We start from the raw sequence: 20,853 nt of genomic DNA on the forward strand, positions 1-20,853 counted from the left end.
GGGCACATCGACGGACGTGCGCCCTGGGTGGGGGCGGCTCCGCCGGGTCGTACTGAGGCCTGGCCGATGCTCGCTCTCCCGGGTCTCGGAAGCTGCTGACCAGCGGCTGTGCGCTGTGAGTATGCCCGATCGCAGGCATCCCGTCACCAGTTAACGACCGCTTACTTCAAGAATATCTCGACCCGACCGGAAGTCCTGTCCAGCGGTCGCGAAATTGGTCCGCACCATTGACCGAACTGGTCTAGTCCTCCTACTCTCCATGACCAACGCTTTACCGCGTTCATGCCAATCGGCGCGCGTTCCCTCTCCCCCACGAGGAGACACCCGATGCACATTCCGCACCGCCCCCGCGCCTCCTTCCGGGCGCTCGTCTCGGCCGCGTGTTGCGCGGTCCTGGGCGCAGGGCTGCTCGCCGGCGCGGGCACCGCCTCCGCCAAGCCGTCCGCCCAGGAAGCGGCGGGCTCGAAGGTCGTCGGTTACTTCACCGAATGGGGCACCTACGACCGCAAGTACTACGTCAAGAACATCGAGACGTCCGGCTCGGCGACCAAGCTCACGCACATCAACTACGCCTTCGGCAATGTCACCGGCGGCAAGTGCGCGATGGGCGACTCGTACGCGGCGACCGACCGTGCGTACACCGCGGCCGAGTCGGTGGACGGCGTCGCCGACACCTGGGACCAGCCGCTGCGCGGCAACTTCAACCAGCTGCTGAAGCTCAAGAAGAAGCACCCGGGTCTCAAGGTGCTCTGGTCCTTCGGTGGCTGGACCTGGTCGAGCGGCTTCGGAGAGGCGGCGAAGAACCCGGCGGCGTTCGCCCAGTCCTGCTACGACCTGGTGAAGAACTCCAAGTGGGCGGGTGTCTTCGACGGCATCGACATCGACTGGGAGTACCCGAACGCCTGCGGCAACACCTGCGACACCAGCGGCAAGGAGGCCTTCAAGAACCTGATGGCGGCGCTGCGTTCGAAGTTCGGGAGCAGCTCGCTGGTCACGGCCGCGATCACTGCGGACGCCACGAGCGGCGGCAAGATCGACGCCGCGAACTACGCGGGTGCGGCACAGTACGTCGACTGGTACAACCCGATGACGTACGACTACTTCGGTGCCTGGGACGCGAGCGGCCCGACGGCCCCGCACTCGCCGCTGAACTCCTACTCCGGCATACCGAAGGCGAACTTCTACACCTCGGCGACCATCGCCAAGCTCAAGGGCCTCGGCATCCCGGCCTCGAAGCTGCTGCTCGGGATCGGCTTCTACGGCCGCGGCTGGACCGGTGTCACCCAGGCGGCGCCCGGCGGCACGGCGACCGGCCCTGCGGCGGGGACGTACGAGCAGGGCATCGACGACTACAAGGTGCTCAAGAGCAAGTGCCCGGCTACCGGCACGGTGGGCGGCACCGCGTACGCCAAGTGCGGGAGCAACTGGTGGAGTTACGACACGCCCGCGACCATCGGCACGAAGATGACGTACAAGAACCAGCAGGGTCTGGGCGGCACGTTCTTCTGGGAGCTGAGCGGGGACACCGCGAACGGTGAGCTGATCAAGGCCATCAACTGACCGCGGAAGCACGGTGGTCGGGGCGGGGGCGTCGGAGCCTCCGCCCCTCGCGCGCGCAGCCGGTCAGACGTCCCGGCGGGCCGGCTCCGGAGCCGGGTAGGCGGGGTCCATCTCCTCGATGGCGCGCATGGCACCGCCGAGCATCTTGACCAGAAGTTCGCGCATGGTCTCGCGGGACAGCTCGGGGCGGTCGATCCAGTCGAGGGTGGCGCCCTCCACGCTGCACACCCAGCCGAACAGACCCATGCGGGCCAGCGGGGAGATGTCGGTGCGGCCGTAGGCCCCGTCGGCGACGGTCGCGACGATCGCCTCGCGCACCCCGTCCCGGACCGCGTGCACCTCGGCGTCGAAGCCGACACCGCCGCTGACGATCGTGCGGTAGGCGGCCTGGTTGTGCTCGGCCCAGCGCAGATAGCTCTCCATGGTGCGGTGGACCCGGTCCACCTGCTGCAGTTCGAGTCCGCTCGCCGCGAAGCTGACCAGGTCGGCGACCGAGTCGTGGATGATCGCCAGGTAGTAGCCGCGCTTGGACTGGAAGTAGTAGTAGATCAGCCCCTTCGCCACATGCGCCTGCCGGGCGATGTCGTCCATCGAGAGCGCGTCGTACGACGTGTCGGCGAACAACTTGCGCCCGATGGCGATGAGTTCGGCGCGGCGCGCCAGCGAGCGCTCGGTTCCGCGCGCACGGGGGCGTACGGCCTCGCTCTGTTGGCTGATCTTCAATTTCGACCCTGGTCTCGGGCTGGCGGCGGGACATCCGCAGTATGTCAGAACAACAACGCCCACTCGTTCGAGTCCGATCGAGGAACTGGAGCGGGCGCTACCGGGGTTGCACGGCTCAGATCACAGCAGGCCGAGCTGGGTGACGAGCATCGCGACGACCACGACGAGGGCCCAGCCCATGACGTGCTCGAGGATCTTCGGACCGTGGTCCTCGGGGCCGCCGGTGCGGGTGCGGGCGGCGCTGGCTGTGTGTGCGGTCATGGCGTCTCGCTGAGGTCGGGTGCGGTGGACTCCCCCCAGGGTTCTGGCCACCTTGCCACCCCGAACGGCTTTTGCGGCAGAGATGTTGGTCACAGCGGAAAGGCCCCGGTTTCCCGGGGCCTTCACGCATGAACACATGGGCTCAGCGCACGCCGACCGCCGCGAGCGCCTTGCGCTGGCGGGGCGTGGGCCGCGCCGGGAAGTACAGGTAGCAGACGCCGCCGGTGCCGGAGACGACCTTGCCGCTGGCGTTGTATCGCTTGGTGCGCAGCCAGATGTTCTCCCACTCGCGCCGCTTGTAGACCCGCCGCACGGCGTCGTCGCTCGGCGAGAACGGGTCGTTGGCGATCACGTCGCCGTCGGCGGTGAACCCGATGACGGTCATCAGATGGCCCGAGGTGCCGTAACCCGCCCCCGTCAGCTCCTCCTTGAGGAACGACTGGGACGTTATGGCCGGGATGCCGGCCGCGATCAGCGTCTCCAGGTCGGTGAGCGAGCCGAGCCGGGTGACCACGCCCTGCAGGCCCTTGTAGGTTGCCGCGTAGGCCGCGTTGAACGGCCAGTTGCCGCAGCCCTCGTACTGGTAGTCGAAGGTGAAGCGGGCGGCGTGACAGACCTGCGGGTCGGCGAACGTCGGGTCCACCCAGGCCAGTTGCTCGGGGGTGAGCCGGCCGCCCCAGTACTCGATGATCATCTGCGAGGAGGTGGGGCTGCACCAGGCCTCGCCACCGTTGTCGTACTCGGGGTACTGGCCCTTGTGGATCTCCTGCGAGTAGCGCGGGACGATCAGCTCCTGGGCCAGGCCCGGCGTGGAGGCCGGGACGGTGAAGCGGTCGGGGATGTCCGAGCCCATCGCGCCCAGGCGCCAGACCGTGGGGGTGAGCTTGGTGCCGGGCTTGCGGTAGAGGGTGAGCCGGAGGCGGTACGAGACCAGGCGCAGGCCGGTCGTCGCGTCGTCGATGGCGAAGGTGTCCGTCCAGACGGTGCTCTTGCCGTCCTTCTGGTCGTCCACCGAGGTCCGCTTGATGTCCTGGTCACCGGCGGCCCAGCGGCCCATCACGTACCAGGGGGTCTCGGTGCCGTCGGAGTAGGTGCCGAGCAGTTCCACCTGGAGCCAGGTGCCGGCCGGGGTGTGCGCGTTCCAGGAGGCGATCACCTCTGTGGAGGGGACGCGGAGCTTGTGGACCGGAGCGGTCCAGGTCGCGTACTCCCAGGTGGCGGTCGTGCCGGTGTGCGGGTCCGTGTAGTCGGTGGTGCCGGCGGGGGCGGCGATCACCACGCCGGGGCGGGCGCCGGCGACGGCCCGGGTGCCCTTCGTGGTTCCGCTGCGCCAGTCGGTGTACGAGGTCCAGGAGCGGTAGTCGACGGGGCGGGCCGGGGCCACGGCCGGCTCCTCCGCGTCGGCCACGCCGGCGGTGACCGCGGGGCCGACCACGGCGGCAGCCACAGCGGCGGCGAGGACGGTTCTGCGGGACGGCTGTTCGGCTCTGCTCATGGGCGGAAAGACCCCCAGGTGTCCGAGTCGGGGCAGGTCCAATTGCGCGGTTGCGCTGCACTGTTGTGCGCCAACTATGGCCGCAGGCGGATCGTCCTGCCAGCACTTCGGCCCATGCCGCGCCCACGAATATTGGCCTGGACCACTGGCATGACCTGCTGGGCCGTCCGGCCCGGCGCACCCACCCCGCGGGATACGCCGGGACCGGCCTCGGACGAGGTCCATCGTTACTCAGATCAGGTCCATCGCCGCGACCTCGTCGGGGCGGCCGTAGCTGACCGGGCCCTGGAAGCGGCGGCGGGCGGTGGCGAACCACCAGACCGTGGCGACGACCAGCACGACGGCGAGGGCGATCGGCGCGTAGTTGAAGGAGTCGACGGTGATCGGCGAGGCCTGCGGCAGCATGAACAGGACGCTGCTCAGCAGGATCCAGGCAACCGCCACCACGCCGACGGGCCGGCTCCAGCGGCCCAGGTGCCACGGCCCCGGCTCGAAGTCGGCGCCCAGGTTCAGCCGGAGCAGGATCGGTACGGCGTAGGCGAGGAAGAGGCCGACGACGTTCACGCTGACGATGGCGGTGAACGCCGTGTGCGACCACCAGCCGGGCAGCACGAGCGCCAGGGAGCAGCCGACCGCGAGCCAGACCGCCTTGACGGGGGTGCGGGTGCGCGGCGAGACCGAGTGCCACAGGCGCGAGCCGGGCATCGCGCCGTCGCGGGAGAAGGCGAAGATCTGCCGGGTGTTGCTGGTGAGGTTGGCGAGACCGCAGAAGAGCATTGCGCCGATCACGATCAGCAGGAGCACCTTGGCGGTGCCCACGCCGAGTCCGTCGATGAGAATCTGGACGGGCGGTGCGGAAGCGCTCGCCACATGGTCGTAATCGCGAATGCTGTAAACCAGCGCGAGCATGAGGATCAGGCCGGTGATCGCCGAGTAGCCGATGGCCCGGGTGATCCCCTTCGGTGCGTTGACCGTGGCACGAACCGTTTCCTCGGACATGTGGAAGCTGCCGTCGAAGCCGGTGAACGTCCAACTGGTGACGAGCAGGCCGAGCATCCCGCCGTAAAGGCCGCTCGTGAAACCGGTGTTGTTCGCGAAATGCGTGACGAACGAGGCCGACCGGTGCTGGTCGGGGCCGACGATCAGGGCGCCGACGATCACCACGAGTCCGATCAGCAGCCACCACACGGAGATCCGGTTCAGCAGGGCGACCAGTTGGACGGTGTAGGTGTTGGCGAGCCCCTGCACCACGATGAGCAGCGCCGTGATCAGCACCGTCTGGTGGGCGGTCGGCACATAGGAGGACCACTGCAGGGCGATGAAGGCCTGGATGAAGGTGGCGGCGGCGTAGCCGGTGGCGGCCGTGCCGCCGACCTGGCCCACGAAGTTCAGCCAGCCGGTGTACCAGGACCAGGCGCCCTTGTGCCGTTTGGCGAGTTTCCCGGCTGAGAAATACAGCGCCCCGCTCGTCGGATAGGCCGAGGCGACTTCCGCCATCGCGGCGCCGACCAGGAGAACCATGACGGAGACGCCGATCCAGCCGAAGACGAGAATGCGGGGACCGCCGGCGTTCATGCCGAATCCGAAGCCCGAGAAAATGCCCGAGATGATGTTGATGATGGTGAACGATATGGCGAAATTGTCGAACGCCTTGAAGCGGCGTGTGAGTTTTCTCGGATAACCCATCGCATGCAGGGTGGCGTCGTCGTCGAGCTCAATCGGTTCTGCTGTTCGTTCTGACACTTGCCGGCCTTTCTCTCTATGGGGGGACGGGGAGCCCGCAGGCGCGGCGGGCGCGGGAGAGCTGGTCGGCCGGGTCGCCGAAGGCGGACCAGGGCATGCGCGAGGCGTACGGCCCCATCGCCGCGAAGACCGCCCGCGCCTCGAACTCGCGCTTGCCCATGACCAGCGCGTGCGCGAGGTAGGCCAGGTCGAGGACCGGGGTGAAGCGGTAACCCGCCACCCGGGGCAGCCAGTTCTGGTAGATCGCGAGTGCGGTGGAGCGCCACTGCGGCTGCTCCCAGACGCGGTCGGCCAGCAGCTGGGTCGGGTTGTAGCTCTCGACGAGGGCGACCAGCGGGAGCAGGCGCAGCGGGGAGTCGACGGGCGCGCGCTGGCCGAGGAAGGCGGCGACGTCCCAGGCGGCGTTGACGGAGCCGCCGTGGCGGGCGAAGAAGCAGGCCAGGAAGCGGTGGTGGGCCTCGCGGTGCCACGGGTCGAGGGACAGCACGTGCGCGAACAGCCGCCACGGTCCGGGCGGCGCGGTGAGCAGACCTCGCGGCGCGGGTTCGGTCAGCCGGTGCAGCCGCGCCATGGCCAGCCGCGCGACCCAGGGCGTGGGGTCGGCCGGGTCCGTCGCCGACGCCCGGTCGCAGGCCGCGAGCGCAATGCGCTCCAGGGCCTCTGCCCGCTCGTCCTGCGCGTCGGCCGCGCGCAGCGCCCGCAGCACGGCCACCCGCGCCCACAACAGCGCGGCCTCCGGCGTCGGCTCCTCCGCCAGCCAGCGCTCGGCGAGGTCGGAGTCGGCCGCCTCCGAGGCGAGGACCAGGGAACGATGGGCGCGCAGCCCGAAGTCGCCGCGTGTTTCGGCGAGGGCTTCGTGGGCGCTCAGGTAACGGCCGGCGCGTATGTCCACGCATACGCGCGCGAGCACTCGGTCGTCGGCCGCCGGATGCCACACATACTGCCCTTCGAATAACCCAGCGGCCATCTGCTCCTGTCTCCCCGTACGACGCCTCGCAGTTGTGCACCTGGCACCCTACTCAGCAACGAGCGCAACCGGAACGCGATTTTCGAGATGTTGTCCGTGATTATGCGACGTGAATAAGACTGGCCGCGGGCCAATCAACGAGGACCCCTTGCAACTTGTTCAATACGGCACTACTCATCACCCCGTTCGCCACCCGTCCATTCGCCCCGATATCGCCCGCCACTAGAATGTTCCTGCCGAATATGCCCAACCTCCCGTCGGTCAAGGAATCGCCATTCACCACCTCGCCTCCCGGCTCCGTCACCTCCCCGCGTCCTGCGGCCCGGTCCGCCTGATCGGCGTCGACGGACACGCCGGCTCCGGAAAGTCCACGTTCGCCGGGCAGTTGGCCCGGGCGCTGGACGACGCCCCCGTGCTGCACCTCGACGACATCGCCAGCCACGACGAGCTGTTCGAGTGGACGGGACGACTGCTGACCCAGGTGATCGAACCGCTCGGCCGCGGCGAGAGTGCCTTCTACACCCCCTACGACTGGCGCACCCGCGCCTTCGAACCGCCCCGCGCCCTGCCGCCGGCCCCGGTGATCCTCGTCGAGGGGGTCGGCGCGGGCCGCCGCGCGCTGCGCCCGTATCTGGCGCATCTGCTGTGGATGGAGCTACCGCACGAGGACTCCTGGGCACGCGGACAGCACCGCGACGGGGAGGAGCAGCGGGAGTTCTGGGCCGGGTGGGTCACGGCGGAGCGACGGCACTTCGCCGAGGATCCGTCGAGACCGTACGCCGATCTCCTGGTACGGCAGTTGGAGAAGGGTTACGAGATACTCCCGGGGCCCGCGAAGAGAGTTGGACCGGACCAGATGCTCACGCACGGTGACGGGCCATCGGCAGTGTGCTGAACTTGTGAAGACCCCTGCCGGAGAACTTTCCGGAGTCCCTCAACTCGGCTTGACCGGGGGGCCGTACAGGACTTACGTTCTCAATGTGCGGCCATTCGACGCCGCCCAATGTCGCGAAGCCCCCGGTTGTTCCCCCGTGATCGGGGGCTTCGTTCTGCCCTCGTCTCATTTTCCGGACGCTGCGCGGTGTCTTTCGCTCACCCACGGTCACCGTCCGAAGTACGCCCCATCTGCTCCCACCTCGCCAAACGGCCTGTGCGGCACCCTACGGCGGGCCCCGCCACCGCAGGTACGATGCCCTCGGTGCGACCTGACGGACGGCTGCGCGCACCGCAACTCCGGTCCGCGGCACGGCGGTTCGATCAATGCGGCCGACGGACGCCGGTCCGGCGGACAACCGACGGGGGCACGGTTTGTGGGGGACGTGATGGATTTCGGCACGCAGGGCCCCGAGGCCCCGGCCGACCTCGCCTGGCTGCGAGGTGTGGACGCCTACACGATGGGCGCCTATCCACAGGCGGAGGAGGAGTTCCGGGCCGCGGTGCGGATGGATCCCGGGATGGCCGACGGCTGGCTCGGACTGCACGCGCTGCGCGTCGACACGACGACCGCGCTGCTGCGGATGTTCCGCCACCGGGACCGCTTCGGCGAGCAGCGCGCCCGGCACCGGCGCTCCCTCAACTCCTGGTACTGGCTCGGCTGGTGGGTGCAGCCCGTGCTGGAGAGCCCGCGCGACCTGCTGCTCGCGCACGCCTCGCACTGGCTGGACGGCCGCCATGTCCCGGAGCTGGACCGGGCGCTCGCCGGGCTCCCGCCCGTGGACGCCGACCCCCAGGTCCGCTTTCTGCACGCGTGTCGCGCCTATCTCGTCAAGGACTGGGAGCAACTGGTCCGCCACACCGACCCGTTGATCGACGACGCCCTGCTCGGCATCGAGGCGGGCCTGTTCGGCGGCATGGCCCGGGTCCGCCTCGAGATGTACGGCCAGGCCGAACCACTGCTCTCCGCGGCCTTGATGCGCTGCCGCAGCGAACAGCCGCAGCGCAAGGAACTGCGCTACTGGCTCGCGCGAGCCCACGAGGGCACGGGCCGCTCGGCCGCCGCGCTCCCCCTGTACCGGGCCGTGCACCGCGTCGACCCCGCCTTCATGGACACCTCGGCCCGGCTCGCGGCGATCGCCGAGGGCGACGGGTACGACGACGCGGCCGACCTCGCGGCGATCACGCTCTCCGGCAGCCAGGACGTCCTGGAGGGCCCTGACGCCCTCGACCCGCTGTTCGGCGCCGAGGGCCGGGACCTCAGGCTCACCGAGTCCGACCTGCCGCCGGTCGGCCCGCTGCCCTCGGCGATCGACCCGGCGGTGCGCGAGAAGACCTTAGGACCGCCGGGATCCCCGCTGCCCGCCGGGCCCACCGACCCCGCACTGCTCGAGGAGGCGCTCGCCGAGCTGGAGCGGATGGTGGGCCTGGAGCCGGTGAAGCGCCAAGTCAAGGCGCTGTCCGCCCAGTTGAACATGGCGAGGCTGCGGGCAGGTCAGGGACTGCCGGTCCAGCCGCCCAAACGCCACTTCGTCTTCTCCGGCCCCTCCGGCACCGGCAAGACCACGGTGGCCCGCATCCTGGGCCGCGTCTTCTACGCCCTCGGCCTGCTCGGCGGCGACCACCTCGTGGAGGCCCAGCGGGCCGATCTGGTCGGCGAGTACCTGGGCCAGACGGCCGTGAAGGCCAACGAACTGATCGACTCCGCGATCGGTGGTGTGCTCTTCGTCGACGAGGCGTACTCGCTCTCCAACTCCGGCTACGGCAAGGGCGACGCGTACGGCGACGAGGCGCTGCAGGTCCTTCTGAAGCGGGCCGAGGACAACCGCGACCACCTGGTGGTCATCCTGGCCGGCTACCCGGAGGGCATGGACCGTCTCCTCGCGGCCAACCCCGGCCTGTCGTCCCGCTTCACGACCCGCGTCGACTTCCCGTCCTACCGCCCCCTCGAGCTCACCTCGATCGGCGAGGTGCTGGCCGGGGAGAACGGTGACGTGTGGGACGAGGAGGCCCTCGACGAACTGCGCTCGATCGCCGGGCACGTGGTGGACCAGGGCTGGATCGACGAGCTCGGCAACGGACGCTTCCTGCGCACGCTGTACGAGAAGAGCTGCGCGTACCGGGATCTGCGGCTGTCGACGTATCCCGGGGTGTTGTCACGGGACGACTTGTCGACTCTGCGGCTGCCGGATCTGATGCAGGCGTATGGAGAGGTGCTGTCGGGGCGGGGGCCGCAGGATCCGTCTGCCATGTGACATGGCACTGGCCGCGACATGTCACACGGCACTGGCCGCGGTATGTGACATAGCACAGCCCCCGCCCGCCCCACCTACGTCGCCAGCACTCCCTCCGGCTCCCCGCTGGCCCGCGGCTCCGTCACCCGCACCTCCGGCACCTCCCGGTGCGCAGGGTCCGTGACCTCGCCGACCAGGAGTTCCAGTACGTCCTCCAGGGCGACCAGGCCCAGGACCTTGCCGGACGCGTCGGCGACCTGGGCCAGGTGCGTGGCGGCGCGGCGCATGACCGTGAGGGCGTCGTCCAGGGGGAGTTCGGAGCGCAGCGTCGTCATCGGCCGCCACAGGTGCTGCGGCACCGCCCGGTCCGAGTCCTCCAGGTCGAGTACGTCCTTCACGTGCAGGTAGCCCATGAAGGCGCCGTTCTCCGCCGCGATCGGGAAGCGGGAGTACCCGGTGCGGGCGGTGAGTTCGACGATCCGGCCCGGGGTGACCGACGGGCTGACCGTCACCAGCGACTCGCGCTTCAGGAGCACGTCCGTCACCGGGCGGGAGCCCAGCTCCAGGGCGTCCTCGAGGCGTTCCTGCTCCTCGGGGTCCAGCAGGCCCGCCTGTCCTGAGTCCTCCACCAGGCGGTTGAGCTGCTCGCTGGTGAAGACGGCCTCGACCTCGTCCTTCGGCTCGACGCGGAAGAGCCGCAGGATCGCCTGGGCGACGGCACCCAGGGCGATGGTGATCGGCTTGCAGAGACGGGCGAAGGCGACCAGACCCGGTGCGAGCCACAGCGCGGCCTTCTCCGGGGCCGCCATGGCGAGGTTCTTCGGGACCATCTCGCCGATGACGAGGTGGAAGAAGACCACGGCGGCGAGCGCGATGACGTAGCCCAGCGGGTGGATCATGCCGTGGGGCAGGTGGATCCACTCGAAGACCGGTTCCAGCAGGTGCGCGACGGTCGGTTCGGCGACCGCGCCCAGCGTCAGCGAGCAGACGGTGATGCCGAACTGGGCCGCGGCCATCATCTGCGGCAACCGCTCCAGGCCGTAGAGGACCTGGCGGGCGCGGGCCGTGCCGAGGGGTTCGATCTGGCTGCGGCGTACCGAGACGAGGGCGAACTCGGCGCCGACGAAGAAGCCGTTGGCGAGTACGAGCAGGGCGGCGAACAGGAGTTGGAGCACGCTCATCGGGCGACCTCCACGACCGACCCGGTCCGCACGAGCCGTACCCGCTCGGCGCGGTAGTGGCCGACGCGGCGCACGGTCAGCCGCCAGCCGGGCAGTTCGGCCCGGTCACCGGCGGCCGGAATGCGTCCGAGCAGGTCGGCGACCAGCCCGGCGACGGTCTCGTACGGCCCCTCGGGCACGTCGAGTCCTATGCGCTGCAGGATGTCGACGCGGCAGCTGCCGTCGGCGTCCCAGGCGGGCCTGCCCTCCTCCGGCGGGGCGGCGGCGAGTTCGGGCACGTCCTGACCGTCGTGCTCGTCGCGGACCTCGCCGACGATCTCCTCGACGATGTCCTCCAGCGTGACCACGCCGGCCGTACCGCCGTACTCGTCGACGACGACGGCGATGGGCTGCTCGCTGCGCAGCTGGGCCAACAGGGGCTGCACGGGCAGCGTCTCGGGGACCAGCAGCGCCGGGCGGGCGATACGGCCGACGGGGGTGCGCAGCCGCTCGTGCACCGGGACGGCGAGGGCGTCCTTGAGGTGGACCATGCCGACGACCTCGTCGATCCGCTCCTTGTAGACGGGGAAGCGGGACAGGCCGGTGGCGCGGGTCAGGTTGACCACGTCCTCGGCGGTCGCCGACGACTGCAGCGCGCTGACCTTCACGCGCGGGGTCATCACATGCTGCGCGGTCAGCTCGGCGAGCGACAGGGTCCGTACGAAGAGGTCGGCGGTGTCCTGTTCCAGGGCGCCTGCCTGTGCGGAGTGCCGGGCCAGGGAGACGAGTTCGCCGGGGGTGCGGGCGGAGGCCAGCTCCGCGGTGGGCTCGACGCCCAGGGCGCGGACGAGGCGGTTGGCGACCGCGTTCAGCGCGGCGATGACCGGGCGGAACAGCCGGGCGAAGGCGTGCTGCGGGCCGGCGACGAAGCGCGCGACCTGCATGGGCTTGGACACCGCCCAGTTCTTGGGCACGAGTTCGCCGATCACCATCTGTACGGCGGAGGCCGCGAGCATGCCGACGACCACCGCGACGCCGGAGACGGCGCCCTCGGGGATGCCGATCGCGGTGAACGGGCCGTGCAGCAGCTCCGCCAGCGCGGGTTCGGCGAGCATGCCGACGACGAGGGAGGTGATGGTGATGCCGAGCTGGGTGCCGGAGAGCTGGAAGGACAGCTCCCTGAGCGACTCGGCGACCCTGAGGGCTCGCTTGTCGCCTTCGGCGGCGGCCTTCTCGGCGTCCGTCGACTCGACCGTGACCAGGCCGAACTCGGCGGCCACGAAGAAGCCGTTGGCGAGGATCAGCAGGAAGGCCGCTCCGAGGAGCAGCAGGGGGGTGGTCATGATGCCGCCGCCTCGGTATGTCGTGAGGGGGCGGCGCAGGTACTACAGGACGATCCGTCCATCGCTGGAGGGAGTCACTCCTCGGGTTGCAGGGGGCCGCTGTGGGCCCGGCGGGAACATCAGCGGCGGAGGCGCGACGAAAACGCCTCCGCCAACAGATTAATCAAGACATGGGCCGTTACGGCAGATCCCTTGTCGAGCGAGCCTCGGCGAGCGCACGCAGGGTGCGAGCGTCGGCGATGGCACGCTCCTTGGCGATGCCCGGCTGGATGCCGAGCGCGGGCAGGCTGGTGCCGTCGCTGAGGTTGAGGAACACCCAGGGGTCGCCGGGGCGGAGGTTCACCTGGATGATCTCGGCCCAGTCCAGGCGCCGCCTGCTGGCGATGTTGACGACGGTGACACCGGACTCGTCGGCGACGACCTTGACGCGGGCGAGCAGGGCCAGCACCCCGGCGAGGAGTGCCGCCGTGAAGATGAAGCTCAGGCGCTCGCCCGGGCTGAGCTGCTCCAGCAGGAACGCGACCGTCGTGATGACGACGAAGATCGCGACGCCGGCGGTGAGCAGGACGGCCCGGGTACGGCCCGGCCGGAACGTGACGGGGAGGGTGGGCAGCTCGGACATCTCTCGGTGTCTATCGGATCGGTGTCGCTCAGAGACGGCAGGCGTGGATGGCCGTGGTCAGGATGGCCCGGGCGCCGAGGTCGTACAGGTCGTCCATGATCCGCTGGGCCTCCTTGGCCGGGACCATCGCGCGGACGGCGACCCAGCCCTCGTTGTGCAGCGGGGAGACGGTCGGCGACTCGAGACCGGGGGTCAGGGCGACGGCCTTCTCGAGCTGCTCGACCCGGCAGTCGTAGTCCATCATCACGTACGTCCGGGCCACCAGAACGCCCTGGAGGCGGCGCAGGAACTGCTGCACCTTGGGCTCCTCGCCGTCCGCCCCGGTGCGGCGGATGACGACGGCCTCGGACTTCATGATCGGCTCGCCGAAGACCTCCAGACCGGCGTTGCGCAGCGAGGTGCCGGTCTCGACGACGTCCGCGATGACCTCGGCCACACCGAGCTCGATGGCGGTCTCGACGGCACCGTCGAGGTGGACGACGGAGGCGTCGATGCCGCTGTCGGCCAGGTGCTTGGCGACGATCCCCTCGTACGAGGTGGCGACCGTCTTGCCGTTGAGGTCCTCGACGCCGCTCGCCGCGCCCTGCTTGGAGGCGAAGCGGAAGGTGGAGCGGGCGAAGCCGAGCGGGAGGATCTCCTCGGCGTTGGCGCCGGAGTCGATCAGCAGGTCGCGGCCGGTGATGCCGATGTCGAGCTGGCCGGAGGAGACGTAGATCGCGATGTCGCGCGGCCGGAGGTAGAAGAACTCGACGTCGTTGACCGGGTCGACGATCCGCAGCTCCTTGGACTCGCGGCGCTGCTGGTAGCCGGCCTCATGCAGCATCTCCGCCGCAGGGCCTGACAGGGAACCCTTGTTGGGGACGGCGATGCGCAGCATGAGGTCGGCTTCCTTTGTTCGTGCGTACGGTGCTGGTGTGCGGGTTACGGCTCAGAGGTGGGCGTAGACGTCGTCCAGGGAGATCCCGCGGGCGACCATCATCACCTGAACGTGGTACAGCAGCTGCGAGATCTCCTCGGCGGCCGCTTCCTTGCCCTCGTACTCGGCGGCCATCCAGACCTCGGCGGCCTCTTCGACGACCTTCTTGCCGATGGCATGGACGCCCTTGCCGACCAGTTCTGCGGTGCGGGAAGTGGCGGGATCGCCGTGGGCGGCCTTGTGCTGGAGCTCGGTGAAGAGCTCCTCGAACGTCTTATTGGACATGGTGTCGCTCAGCCTATGCCAAACGGCACCTTCGTCAGCGCCACGGTTCAGATACTGAGCGGAGGGTCGCGGCGGTGGCCACCGCCGCGGTCACCGCCTCGTGCCCCTTGTCCTCGTTGGAGCCCTCGATGCCGGCCCGGTCCAGGGCCTGCTCCTCGGTGTCGCAGGTCAGTACGCCGAAGCCGACGGGGACGCCGGTCTCGACGGACACCTGGGTGAGGCCCTGGGTGACGCCCTGGCAGACGTACTCGAAGTGGGGGGTGCCGCCGCGGATGACGACGCCCAGGGCGACGATCGCGTCGTAGCCGCGGCCCGCGAGGACCTTGGCGACCACCGGGAGCTCCCAGCTGCCGGGGACCCTCAGGAGGGTCGGCTCGTCGATGCCGAGGTCGTGCAGGGCGCGCAGAGCGCCGTCCACCAGGCCGTCCATCACCTTTTCGTGCCACTGCGCCGCGATGACGGCGACCCGCAGGTCTCCGACGTTGCGTACGGACAGCTCCGGTGCGCCCTTGCCGCTCACGTTCTCTTGTCTCCTCGAGGTGCTGTTACTGGTTGCTGCAGGTGGACACCGGGGTGGCGTCCAGCCAGGGCAGGTCGTGTCCCATCCGGTCCCGCTTGGTGCGCAGGTAGCGGAGGTTGTGCTCGCCCGCCTGTACGGGCATCGGCTCGCGGCCGGTGACCTTGAGGCCGTGGCGGACAAGAGCATCCGTCTTGTCGGGGTTGTTGGTCATCAGGCGCACGCTGCGGACGCCCAGGTCCTCCAGGATCTGGGCCCCTGCGCCGTAGTCCCGGGCGTCGGCGGGCAGGCCGAGCTCGAGGTTGGCGTCGAGGGTGTCACGGCCGCGCTCCTGGAGCTCGTACGCGCGCAGCTTGGACAGCAGACCGATGCCGCGCCCCTCGTGGCCGCGCAGGTAGACCACCACTCCCCTGCCCTCGGCCTGGATGCGCTCCAGGGAGGCGTCCAGCTGGGGGCCGCAGTCGCAGCGCAGGGAGGAGAAGATGTCGCCGGTCAGGCACTCGGAGTGGACGCGGACCAGGACCTCCTCGCCGTCGCCGATCTCGCCGTGGACGAGGGCGACGTGCTCGACGCCGTCGACGGTGGAGCGGTAGCCGTAGGCCTTGAACTCGCCGTGGGCGGTGGGGAGATGAGTCTCGGCCTCGCGGCGCACGGTGGGCTCGCTGGTGCGGCGGTAGGCGATCAGGTCCTCGATGGAGATGATCGTCAGGCCGTGCTTGCGGGCGAACGGGATCAGCTCGGGCAGGCGCAGCATGCGGCCGTCCTCGCCGGCGATCTCGACGATCGCGCCGGCCGGGCGCAGGCCCGCAAGGCGGGCGAGGTCGACGGCGGCCTCGGTGTGGCCGTTGCGGGTCAGGACGCCGCCGGCCCGGGCACGGAGCGGGAAGATGTGGCCGGGGCGGACGAAGTCGGTCGCCTCGGCGTCGCCGCTCGCCAGGAGCTGGAGCGTGGTGGCGCGGTCGGCGGCCGAGATGCCGGTGGTCACGCCGTGCGCGCCGGAGGCGTCGACGGAGACCGTGAAGGCGGTCTTCATCGACTCGGTGTTGTCCTGGACCATCTGCGGGAGCTCGAGCCGGTCCAGCTCCTCGCCCTCCATGGGGGCGCAGATCAGGCCGCGGCACTCGCTCATCATGAAGGCCACGATCTCGGGGGTGACCTTCTCGGCGGCGACGACGAGGTCGCCCTCGTTCTCGCGGTCCTCGTCGTCGACGACGACGATCGGGCGGCCGGCCGCGATGTCGGCGATGGCCTGCTCGATCGGGTCGAGCGACCAGTCCTCGATGCCGTCGGTGCTGTAGAGAATCGGTGCCGCGGTCATGCCGGCGCTCCTTCCAGGACGGGCTGCGACGTCCTGCGGGAGCGCAGCCACCAGTCGCGCATGCCCCACAGGACGAGTGCGCCGTAGATGACGTAGACGAAGCCGGAGAAGGCGTAGCCGTTGGCGAAGTTGAGGGGGACGCCGACCAGGTCGACGAGGAGCCAGGCGATCCAGAACTCGACCATGCCGCGCGCCTGGGCGTACATGGCGACGATGGTGCCGACGAAGATGTAGGCGTCCGGCCAGGGGTCCCAGGACAGGGACGGGTAGGCCTTGAAGAGCAGGGCGACCGCGACCGTGCCGACCGCGGCGGCGGCGATCATCGCGCCGCGCTCGCGCCAGGTGGCGAAGCGCGGGGCGATGTGGCCGTCCTCCGACTGGCCCTTGTTGCGGTTCCACTGCCACCAGCCGTACAGGGCGACCACCATGACGACGACTTGCTTGCCGGCGCTGCCCGCCAGGTGGCCGTAGAAGGCGATGAAGAGGACCACGCCGGAGAGGAACTGGACCGGCCAGGTCAGCAGGGAGCGGCGCCAGCCGAGGGCCAGGGTGATCAGGCCGAGGATGTTGCCGATCATGTCCGACCAGATGATGCGCTGGTCGAGGAGGGTGAACGCCTCGGAGTTCAGCCAGTTCACTTGGCCGCCCCCTGCGAACTGGCGAGCAGGCGCTCGACGTACTTGGCGACGACGTCGACCTCGAGGTTGACCGGGTCGCCGGGCTGCTTGATGCCGAGCGTGGTCAGGGCGAGGGTGGTCGGGATGAGGCTGACCGTGAAGTAGTCCGGGCCGGCGCCGACGACGGTGAGGCTGATGCCGTCGACCGTGATGGAGCCCTTCTCGACGACGTAGCGGGTCAGCTCCGCGGGGAGGGAGATCTTGATGATCTCCCAGTTCTCGGACGGCTTGCGCTCGAGGACCCGGCCGGTGCCGTCGACGTGGCCCTGCACGATGTGGCCGCCGAGGCGTGCGCCCACGGCGGTGGGGCGCTCGAGGTTGACGCGGGAGCCAGCGGCGATGGCACCGAGGCTGGAGCGGTCGAGGGTCTCCGCCATGACGTCAGCAGTGAACTCGTCGCCCTCGTGCTCGACGACGGTGAGGCAGACGCCGTTCACCGCGATGGAGTCACCGTGCTTCGCGCCTTCGGTGACGACGGGGCCCCGCACTCGGAAGCGACAGGCGTCGCCGAGGTTCTCGACGGCGGTGATCTCGCCCAGCTCTTCGACGATTCCGGTGAACACTTCCCGGGTCCTCCTGCCACATCGGGGCACGGACTCCGGGGCTGTCGATGACGACAGAATGTACGAGCAGGGACACCGGGGGCGACGCCGGACGCACCCGTCCCGCAGGACGGACCGATACGGCGGCGCGCACGAATGCCCGCCCGCCGCGCACTGCCTCCCATCCGGACTTTAACCGTCGGTCCAGGAATTTCACCTGGTCAACCGGCCGCTGGAAGCGGCCGGGTCGCGGACTGTAACCGCCGGTTCGGACTTTCACCGACCCCGGAGTGCGCTGCTTCTGGTACAGAGCCAGTGTGCCACGCCTGATCGAGGTCCATACGGGTGAACGGTGTGGGGTGGCTCACAAGGGACGTCGCTGGACTTCTCAACCCGCCTTCCCTGATGGACCCTTTGGTCTAGTCCTTTCGGGATCTTCGCAGACCGGCCCGGCGGTGGTGACGACGGCCCTTGCCCGCCGCCGGGCCTCATCATCCGTGTCCGGCCGGGCTCTGGCAGGGTGATGGGTATGACGACTGCGCTCGCCGAGGAGTTCGAGAGTCACCGCCCACGCCTGTTCGGTCTGGCCTACCGCATGCTGGGCTCGGCCGACGAGGCGCAGGACGCCGTACAGGACGCGTATCTGCGTTTCAGCGGCGCCGACCGCGCCGGCATCGAGTATCCGGGGGCCTGGCTCGCCAAGGTCGTCACCAACCTCTGCCTCAGCCGGCTGACTTCGGCGCGGGCCCGGCGCGAGCAGTACGTGGGGGCCTGGCTGCCGGAGCCGGTGGTCACCTCGGACGGCGCCCTCGGCCCGCTGGAGTCGGCCGAGCAGCGCGACGCCGTGTCGATGGCGATGCTGGTACTGCTGGAGCGGCTCACCCCGACCGAGCGCGCGGTGTACGTGCTGCGGGAGGCGTTCGGCTACGGGCACCGCGAGATCGCCGGCGTACTGGACCTGACCGAGCCCAACTGCCGTCAGCTGTACCGGCGGGCGGTGCAGCGGGTGGGCGAGCCGCAGTCCCGGTTCGAGCCGGCGCCCGAGCTGCAGGAGGAGCTCGTCGCGTCGTTCCTCACGGCGGCCCGGGACGGTGATCTGGCCGGTCTGGAGAAGCTGCTGGCGGCCGATGTGACCTGGACGAGCGACGGCGGCGGCAAGGTCAGCGCGGCCCGGCGGCCGGTCGAGGGCCGCGACAAGGTCGCCCGGCTCACGGCGGGCGGCGCCGAGAGGTTCGCCGCGGGCCTGGACTTCACGACGACCGAGGTCAACGGCGAGCCCGGGCTGGCCGCTTGGGCGGGCGACACGCTCGTCGCCGTGGTCGCGTTCGATGTCCGCGACGGTCTTATCGCGCATGTGCGAGCCGTGGTGAATCCGGACAAGCTGGGCTTTGTGCGCCGTCAGCTCGCGCGGTCGTAGTGCTATGTCACATTCCACCCGCGGCGGTATGTGACATACCACCCGCAGTGGCATGTCACATTCCACACCGGCTGCCCGGTCTCAGCTCACGTAGGGCGCTCCACCCGGGAGCGCCCCGCGTCAGAAGGGGCTGAACAGCATGACCACGATCCTGGTGACCGGCGGGACCGGAACCCTCGGCCGGCTCGTCACCGCGCGGCTGCGGGCGGACGGGCACGACGTGCGGGTGCTGAGCCGGCACAGGGAGCCGTACGCCGTCGATCTGCGCCAGGGCGGTGCCGGGCTGGACGCGGCGGTCGAGGGCGTGGACACGATCGTGCACTGTGCGACCACGAAGACCGGCGGCGACGAGAAGGCGGCCGCGCATCTGATCGCGGCGGCGCGCCGGGCCGGGGTGGGTCATCTGGTCTTCATCTCGATCGTCGGTGTCGACCGGGTTCCGTTCGGCTACTACAAGGCCAAGCTCGCCATCGAGAAGGCGATCGAGGAGTCGGGGCTCGGCTGGACGGTGCTGCGGACGACCCAGTTCCACGATCTGCCGGTGATGCTGCTCAAGGCGCTGTCCAAGTCGCCGGTCGTGCTGCTGCCTGCCGATGTGCGGGACCAGCCGATCGAGGTGGCCGAAGTCGCGGACCGGCTGGCCGAGTTGGCGGTGGGCGAGCCCGCCGGGCGGGTCGAGGACATGGGCGGGCCGGAGATCCGCACCTTCGAGTCGCTGGCCCGCGCCTACCTCAAGGCGGCGGGACGCCGGCGGGCGGTCGTGAGCGTGCCGCTGTGGGGCAAGGCGTACCGGGCCTTCCGCGAGGGCGGGCACCTCACGTCGGAACACGCTGTGGGGAAGGGGACGTTCGAGGAATACCTGGCGCGACGGCAGAGGTGAGCCACCTCAGGCGACGGGTCAGCGTTCGGGAGGTGCGAACAGCTCGTCCTGAGCGCGGTCCCGTGCGGTGAGGAGCGCTCCGCGCAGCACGGCACCGCCACCGAGCTCGCCGGCGCGGACCTCGATGGGCAGCGGCGACATCCGGCGGACCCGTTCCTCCACGCGGGCGGCAAGCTCGTCTCCGCCGGCCTGTCCGACCTCGCCGCCCAGGACGACGCATCCGGGGTCGAGGATCGCCACGACGGAGGCGACACCCACGGCGAGCCGGTCGGCCAGGGCGTCCAGGAAACCGGCCGCGGACCCGGCATCGGGGACGAGCACGCCGCTTCCTGCATCCGTCCCCGAAACAACGGCCACCGCCGCCTGTACGACGGCTGCGGCGACCGGTTCGCGTTCCACACCCTCCGCCGCCACTCCGTACTCCCCCGCCAGCTCCACGATCGCCGCCGATCCCGCCAGCGAGTGGAAACCGCCCTCGCAGTCCGTCGCCGAGGGCAGTCCGCTCGACCCCGGCACCGGCAGGAAGCCGATCTCCCCGGTGCCGCCTGAGGCACCGCGCCGCAGCGCGCCGTCCAGGACCACCGCCGCGCCCGTGCCGTGCCCCAGCCACAGCAGCACGAACGTGTCCCGGTCGCGGGCCACGCCGTCGCGCTGTTCCGCCAGCGCCGCGAGGTTGGTCTCGTTCTCGACGTTGACGCGGGCCTCGGGAAAGCGTTCCTGAAGGGCTGCGCACAGGCGACGGTGCCATTCCGGCAGGCCCGAGGAGTCGCGGAGCTCGCCGGTGGACGGGTCGATCAGGCCGGGGGCGCCGATGCCGACGGTGTGCAGCCGGTCCGCCCCGGCCTCCTTCGCCACGCGTTCGACCAGCGCGACGGACTGTTCCACCGCGGGTCCGGTCCCGATGTCGCCGCCGATGGGCACGGACGCTTCGGCGAGCACCCCGCCGATCAGGTCGGAGACGACCACCCGGACGCCTTCGGTACGTACGTCCAGCGCCGCGAGGTGGGCCCGGTCGGCGACGATGCCGTACAGCCGCGCGTTCGGCCCGCGCCGCTGTTCGCCCGCCTCGCCGACCACGGTGATCAGGCCGGATGCCGTGAGGCGTTCCACGAGGTCGGCCACGGTCGGCCGGGACAGGCCGGTCAGCTGCTTCAACTGCCCTGCCGTCAACGGGCCCTCCTGCTGGAGCAGACGCAGGGCGAGCCGGTCGTTGATGGCCCGGGCGGTGCTCGGTGATGCGGGCATGCCGGGATCCTCCCA

General features: G+C 70.2%; 20 protein-coding genes and 1 riboswitch. Of the genes, 5 read left to right on the forward strand and 15 right to left on the reverse strand.

What is annotated here, in order from left to right:
* Positions 1–327: 327 nt before the first annotated feature.
* A complete protein-coding gene (locus ACFY1L_RS17185) occupies positions 328–1,560 on the forward strand; it encodes a glycoside hydrolase family 18 protein (RefSeq protein WP_388824130.1) in 1,233 nt (410 codons plus the stop codon).
* A gap of 63 nt (positions 1,561–1,623) precedes the next feature.
* On the opposite strand, the gene ACFY1L_RS17190 is transcribed toward ACFY1L_RS17185, so the two are convergent.
* The 5 genes from ACFY1L_RS17190 to ACFY1L_RS17210 all read right to left on the reverse strand — a co-directional run bounded on the left by ACFY1L_RS17190 (position 1,624) and on the right by ACFY1L_RS17210 (position 6,749).
* Positions 1,624–2,283, reverse strand: a complete 660-nt coding sequence (locus ACFY1L_RS17190) for a TetR/AcrR family transcriptional regulator (RefSeq protein WP_388824132.1) — start codon at positions 2,281–2,283, stop codon at positions 1,624–1,626.
* A gap of 120 nt (positions 2,284–2,403) precedes the next feature.
* Complete coding sequence (locus tag ACFY1L_RS17195; protein ID WP_388824134.1) at positions 2,404–2,544, reverse strand: SCO1431 family membrane protein; 141 nt, start codon at positions 2,542–2,544, stop codon at positions 2,404–2,406.
* A 142-nt stretch (positions 2,545–2,686) separates the two neighbouring features.
* Complete coding sequence (locus ACFY1L_RS17200; protein ID WP_388824136.1) at positions 2,687–4,039, reverse strand: peptidase C39 family protein; 1,353 nt, start codon at positions 4,037–4,039, stop codon at positions 2,687–2,689.
* A 231-nt stretch (positions 4,040–4,270) separates the two neighbouring features.
* On the reverse strand, positions 4,271–5,725 hold the full coding sequence (locus tag ACFY1L_RS17205) for an amino acid permease (protein WP_388824138.1): 1,455 nt from the start codon (positions 5,723–5,725) through the stop codon (positions 4,271–4,273).
* 73 nt (positions 5,726–5,798) lie between these two features.
* The gene (locus ACFY1L_RS17210) at positions 5,799–6,749 is read right to left on the reverse strand and encodes a hypothetical protein (protein ID WP_388824140.1); all 951 of its coding nucleotides are present in this window, start codon (positions 6,747–6,749) and stop codon (positions 5,799–5,801) included.
* Positions 6,750–7,023: 274 nt separating this feature from the next.
* Here ACFY1L_RS17210 and ACFY1L_RS17215 point away from each other — a divergent pair, with 274 nt between their 5' ends.
* Together ACFY1L_RS17215 and ACFY1L_RS17220 are read left to right on the forward strand one after the other, a co-directional pair.
* Positions 7,024–7,644: a uridine kinase gene (locus ACFY1L_RS17215; protein WP_388825371.1), complete on the forward strand. Its 621-nt coding sequence runs from the start codon at positions 7,024–7,026 to the stop codon at positions 7,642–7,644.
* Between the two features lie 427 nt (positions 7,645–8,071).
* Positions 8,072–9,937, forward strand: a complete 1,866-nt coding sequence (locus ACFY1L_RS17220) for an AAA family ATPase (protein ID WP_388824142.1) — start codon at positions 8,072–8,074, stop codon at positions 9,935–9,937.
* Between the two features lie 74 nt (positions 9,938–10,011).
* On the opposite strand, the gene ACFY1L_RS17225 is transcribed toward ACFY1L_RS17220, so the two are convergent.
* The 9 genes from ACFY1L_RS17225 to ACFY1L_RS17265 all read right to left on the reverse strand — a co-directional run bounded on the left by ACFY1L_RS17225 (position 10,012) and on the right by ACFY1L_RS17265 (position 17,317).
* Positions 10,012–11,097, reverse strand: a complete 1,086-nt coding sequence (locus ACFY1L_RS17225) for a hemolysin family protein (RefSeq protein WP_388824144.1) — start codon at positions 11,095–11,097, stop codon at positions 10,012–10,014.
* Positions 11,094–12,419, reverse strand: a complete 1,326-nt coding sequence (locus ACFY1L_RS17230) for a hemolysin family protein (RefSeq protein WP_388824146.1) — start codon at positions 12,417–12,419, stop codon at positions 11,094–11,096. Before ACFY1L_RS17230 ends, ACFY1L_RS17225 begins: the two co-directional genes overlap by 4 nt.
* 178 nt (positions 12,420–12,597) lie before the next feature.
* A complete protein-coding gene (locus ACFY1L_RS17235) occupies positions 12,598–13,041 on the reverse strand; it encodes a PH domain-containing protein (protein ID WP_388824148.1) in 444 nt (147 codons plus the stop codon).
* A gap of 28 nt (positions 13,042–13,069) precedes the next feature.
* Positions 13,070–13,918, reverse strand: a complete 849-nt coding sequence (gene hisG / locus ACFY1L_RS17240) for an ATP phosphoribosyltransferase (RefSeq protein WP_388824150.1) — start codon at positions 13,916–13,918, stop codon at positions 13,070–13,072.
* A gap of 51 nt (positions 13,919–13,969) precedes the next feature.
* Positions 13,970–14,242 carry a phosphoribosyl-ATP diphosphatase gene (locus ACFY1L_RS17245; RefSeq protein ID WP_030946750.1) on the reverse strand — a complete coding sequence of 91 codons (273 nt, stop codon included), beginning with the start codon at positions 14,240–14,242 and terminating at the stop codon, positions 13,970–13,972.
* 34 nt (positions 14,243–14,276) lie between these two features.
* Positions 14,277–14,762 (reverse strand): 6,7-dimethyl-8-ribityllumazine synthase, encoded by a 486-nt coding sequence (gene ribH / locus ACFY1L_RS17250; RefSeq protein WP_003988915.1) that lies wholly within the window; start codon positions 14,760–14,762, stop codon positions 14,277–14,279.
* 25 nt (positions 14,763–14,787) lie between these two features.
* Positions 14,788–16,077, reverse strand: a complete 1,290-nt coding sequence (locus ACFY1L_RS17255) for a bifunctional 3,4-dihydroxy-2-butanone-4-phosphate synthase/GTP cyclohydrolase II (RefSeq protein WP_388824152.1) — start codon at positions 16,075–16,077, stop codon at positions 14,788–14,790.
* Positions 16,074–16,715, reverse strand: coding sequence for a nicotinamide riboside transporter PnuC (gene pnuC / locus ACFY1L_RS17260; RefSeq protein ID WP_388824154.1), 642 nt, complete (start codon positions 16,713–16,715; stop codon positions 16,074–16,076). Before pnuC ends, ACFY1L_RS17255 begins: the two co-directional genes overlap by 4 nt.
* Positions 16,712–17,317 carry a riboflavin synthase gene (locus ACFY1L_RS17265; RefSeq protein WP_388824156.1) on the reverse strand — a complete coding sequence of 202 codons (606 nt, stop codon included), beginning with the start codon at positions 17,315–17,317 and terminating at the stop codon, positions 16,712–16,714. Before ACFY1L_RS17265 ends, pnuC begins: the two co-directional genes overlap by 4 nt.
* A gap of 146 nt (positions 17,318–17,463) precedes the next feature.
* Positions 17,464–17,594, reverse strand: a riboswitch (FMN riboswitch).
* A 231-nt stretch (positions 17,595–17,825) separates the two neighbouring features.
* On the opposite strand from ACFY1L_RS17265, the gene ACFY1L_RS17270 reads away from it, so the two are divergent.
* Together ACFY1L_RS17270 and ACFY1L_RS17275 are read left to right on the forward strand one after the other, a co-directional pair.
* The gene (locus ACFY1L_RS17270; protein ID WP_388824158.1) at positions 17,826–18,713 is read left to right on the forward strand and encodes an RNA polymerase sigma-70 factor; all 888 of its coding nucleotides are present in this window, start codon (positions 17,826–17,828) and stop codon (positions 18,711–18,713) included.
* Between the two features lie 139 nt (positions 18,714–18,852).
* A complete protein-coding gene (locus ACFY1L_RS17275; protein WP_388824160.1) occupies positions 18,853–19,593 on the forward strand; it encodes an SDR family oxidoreductase in 741 nt (246 codons plus the stop codon).
* Positions 19,594–19,611: 18 nt separating this feature from the next.
* Here the strand turns inward: ACFY1L_RS17275 and ACFY1L_RS17280 are convergent, their stop codons facing one another.
* Entirely contained in the window at positions 19,612–20,838 is a 1,227-nt protein-coding gene (locus ACFY1L_RS17280) for an ROK family transcriptional regulator (RefSeq protein WP_388824162.1), read from the reverse strand.
* Positions 20,839–20,853 lie beyond the last annotated feature (15 nt).

The sequence above is a fragment of the Streptomyces sp. NPDC001663 genome (assembly GCF_042893105.1).
Taxonomy (GTDB): domain Bacteria; phylum Actinomycetota; class Actinomycetes; order Streptomycetales; family Streptomycetaceae; genus Streptomyces.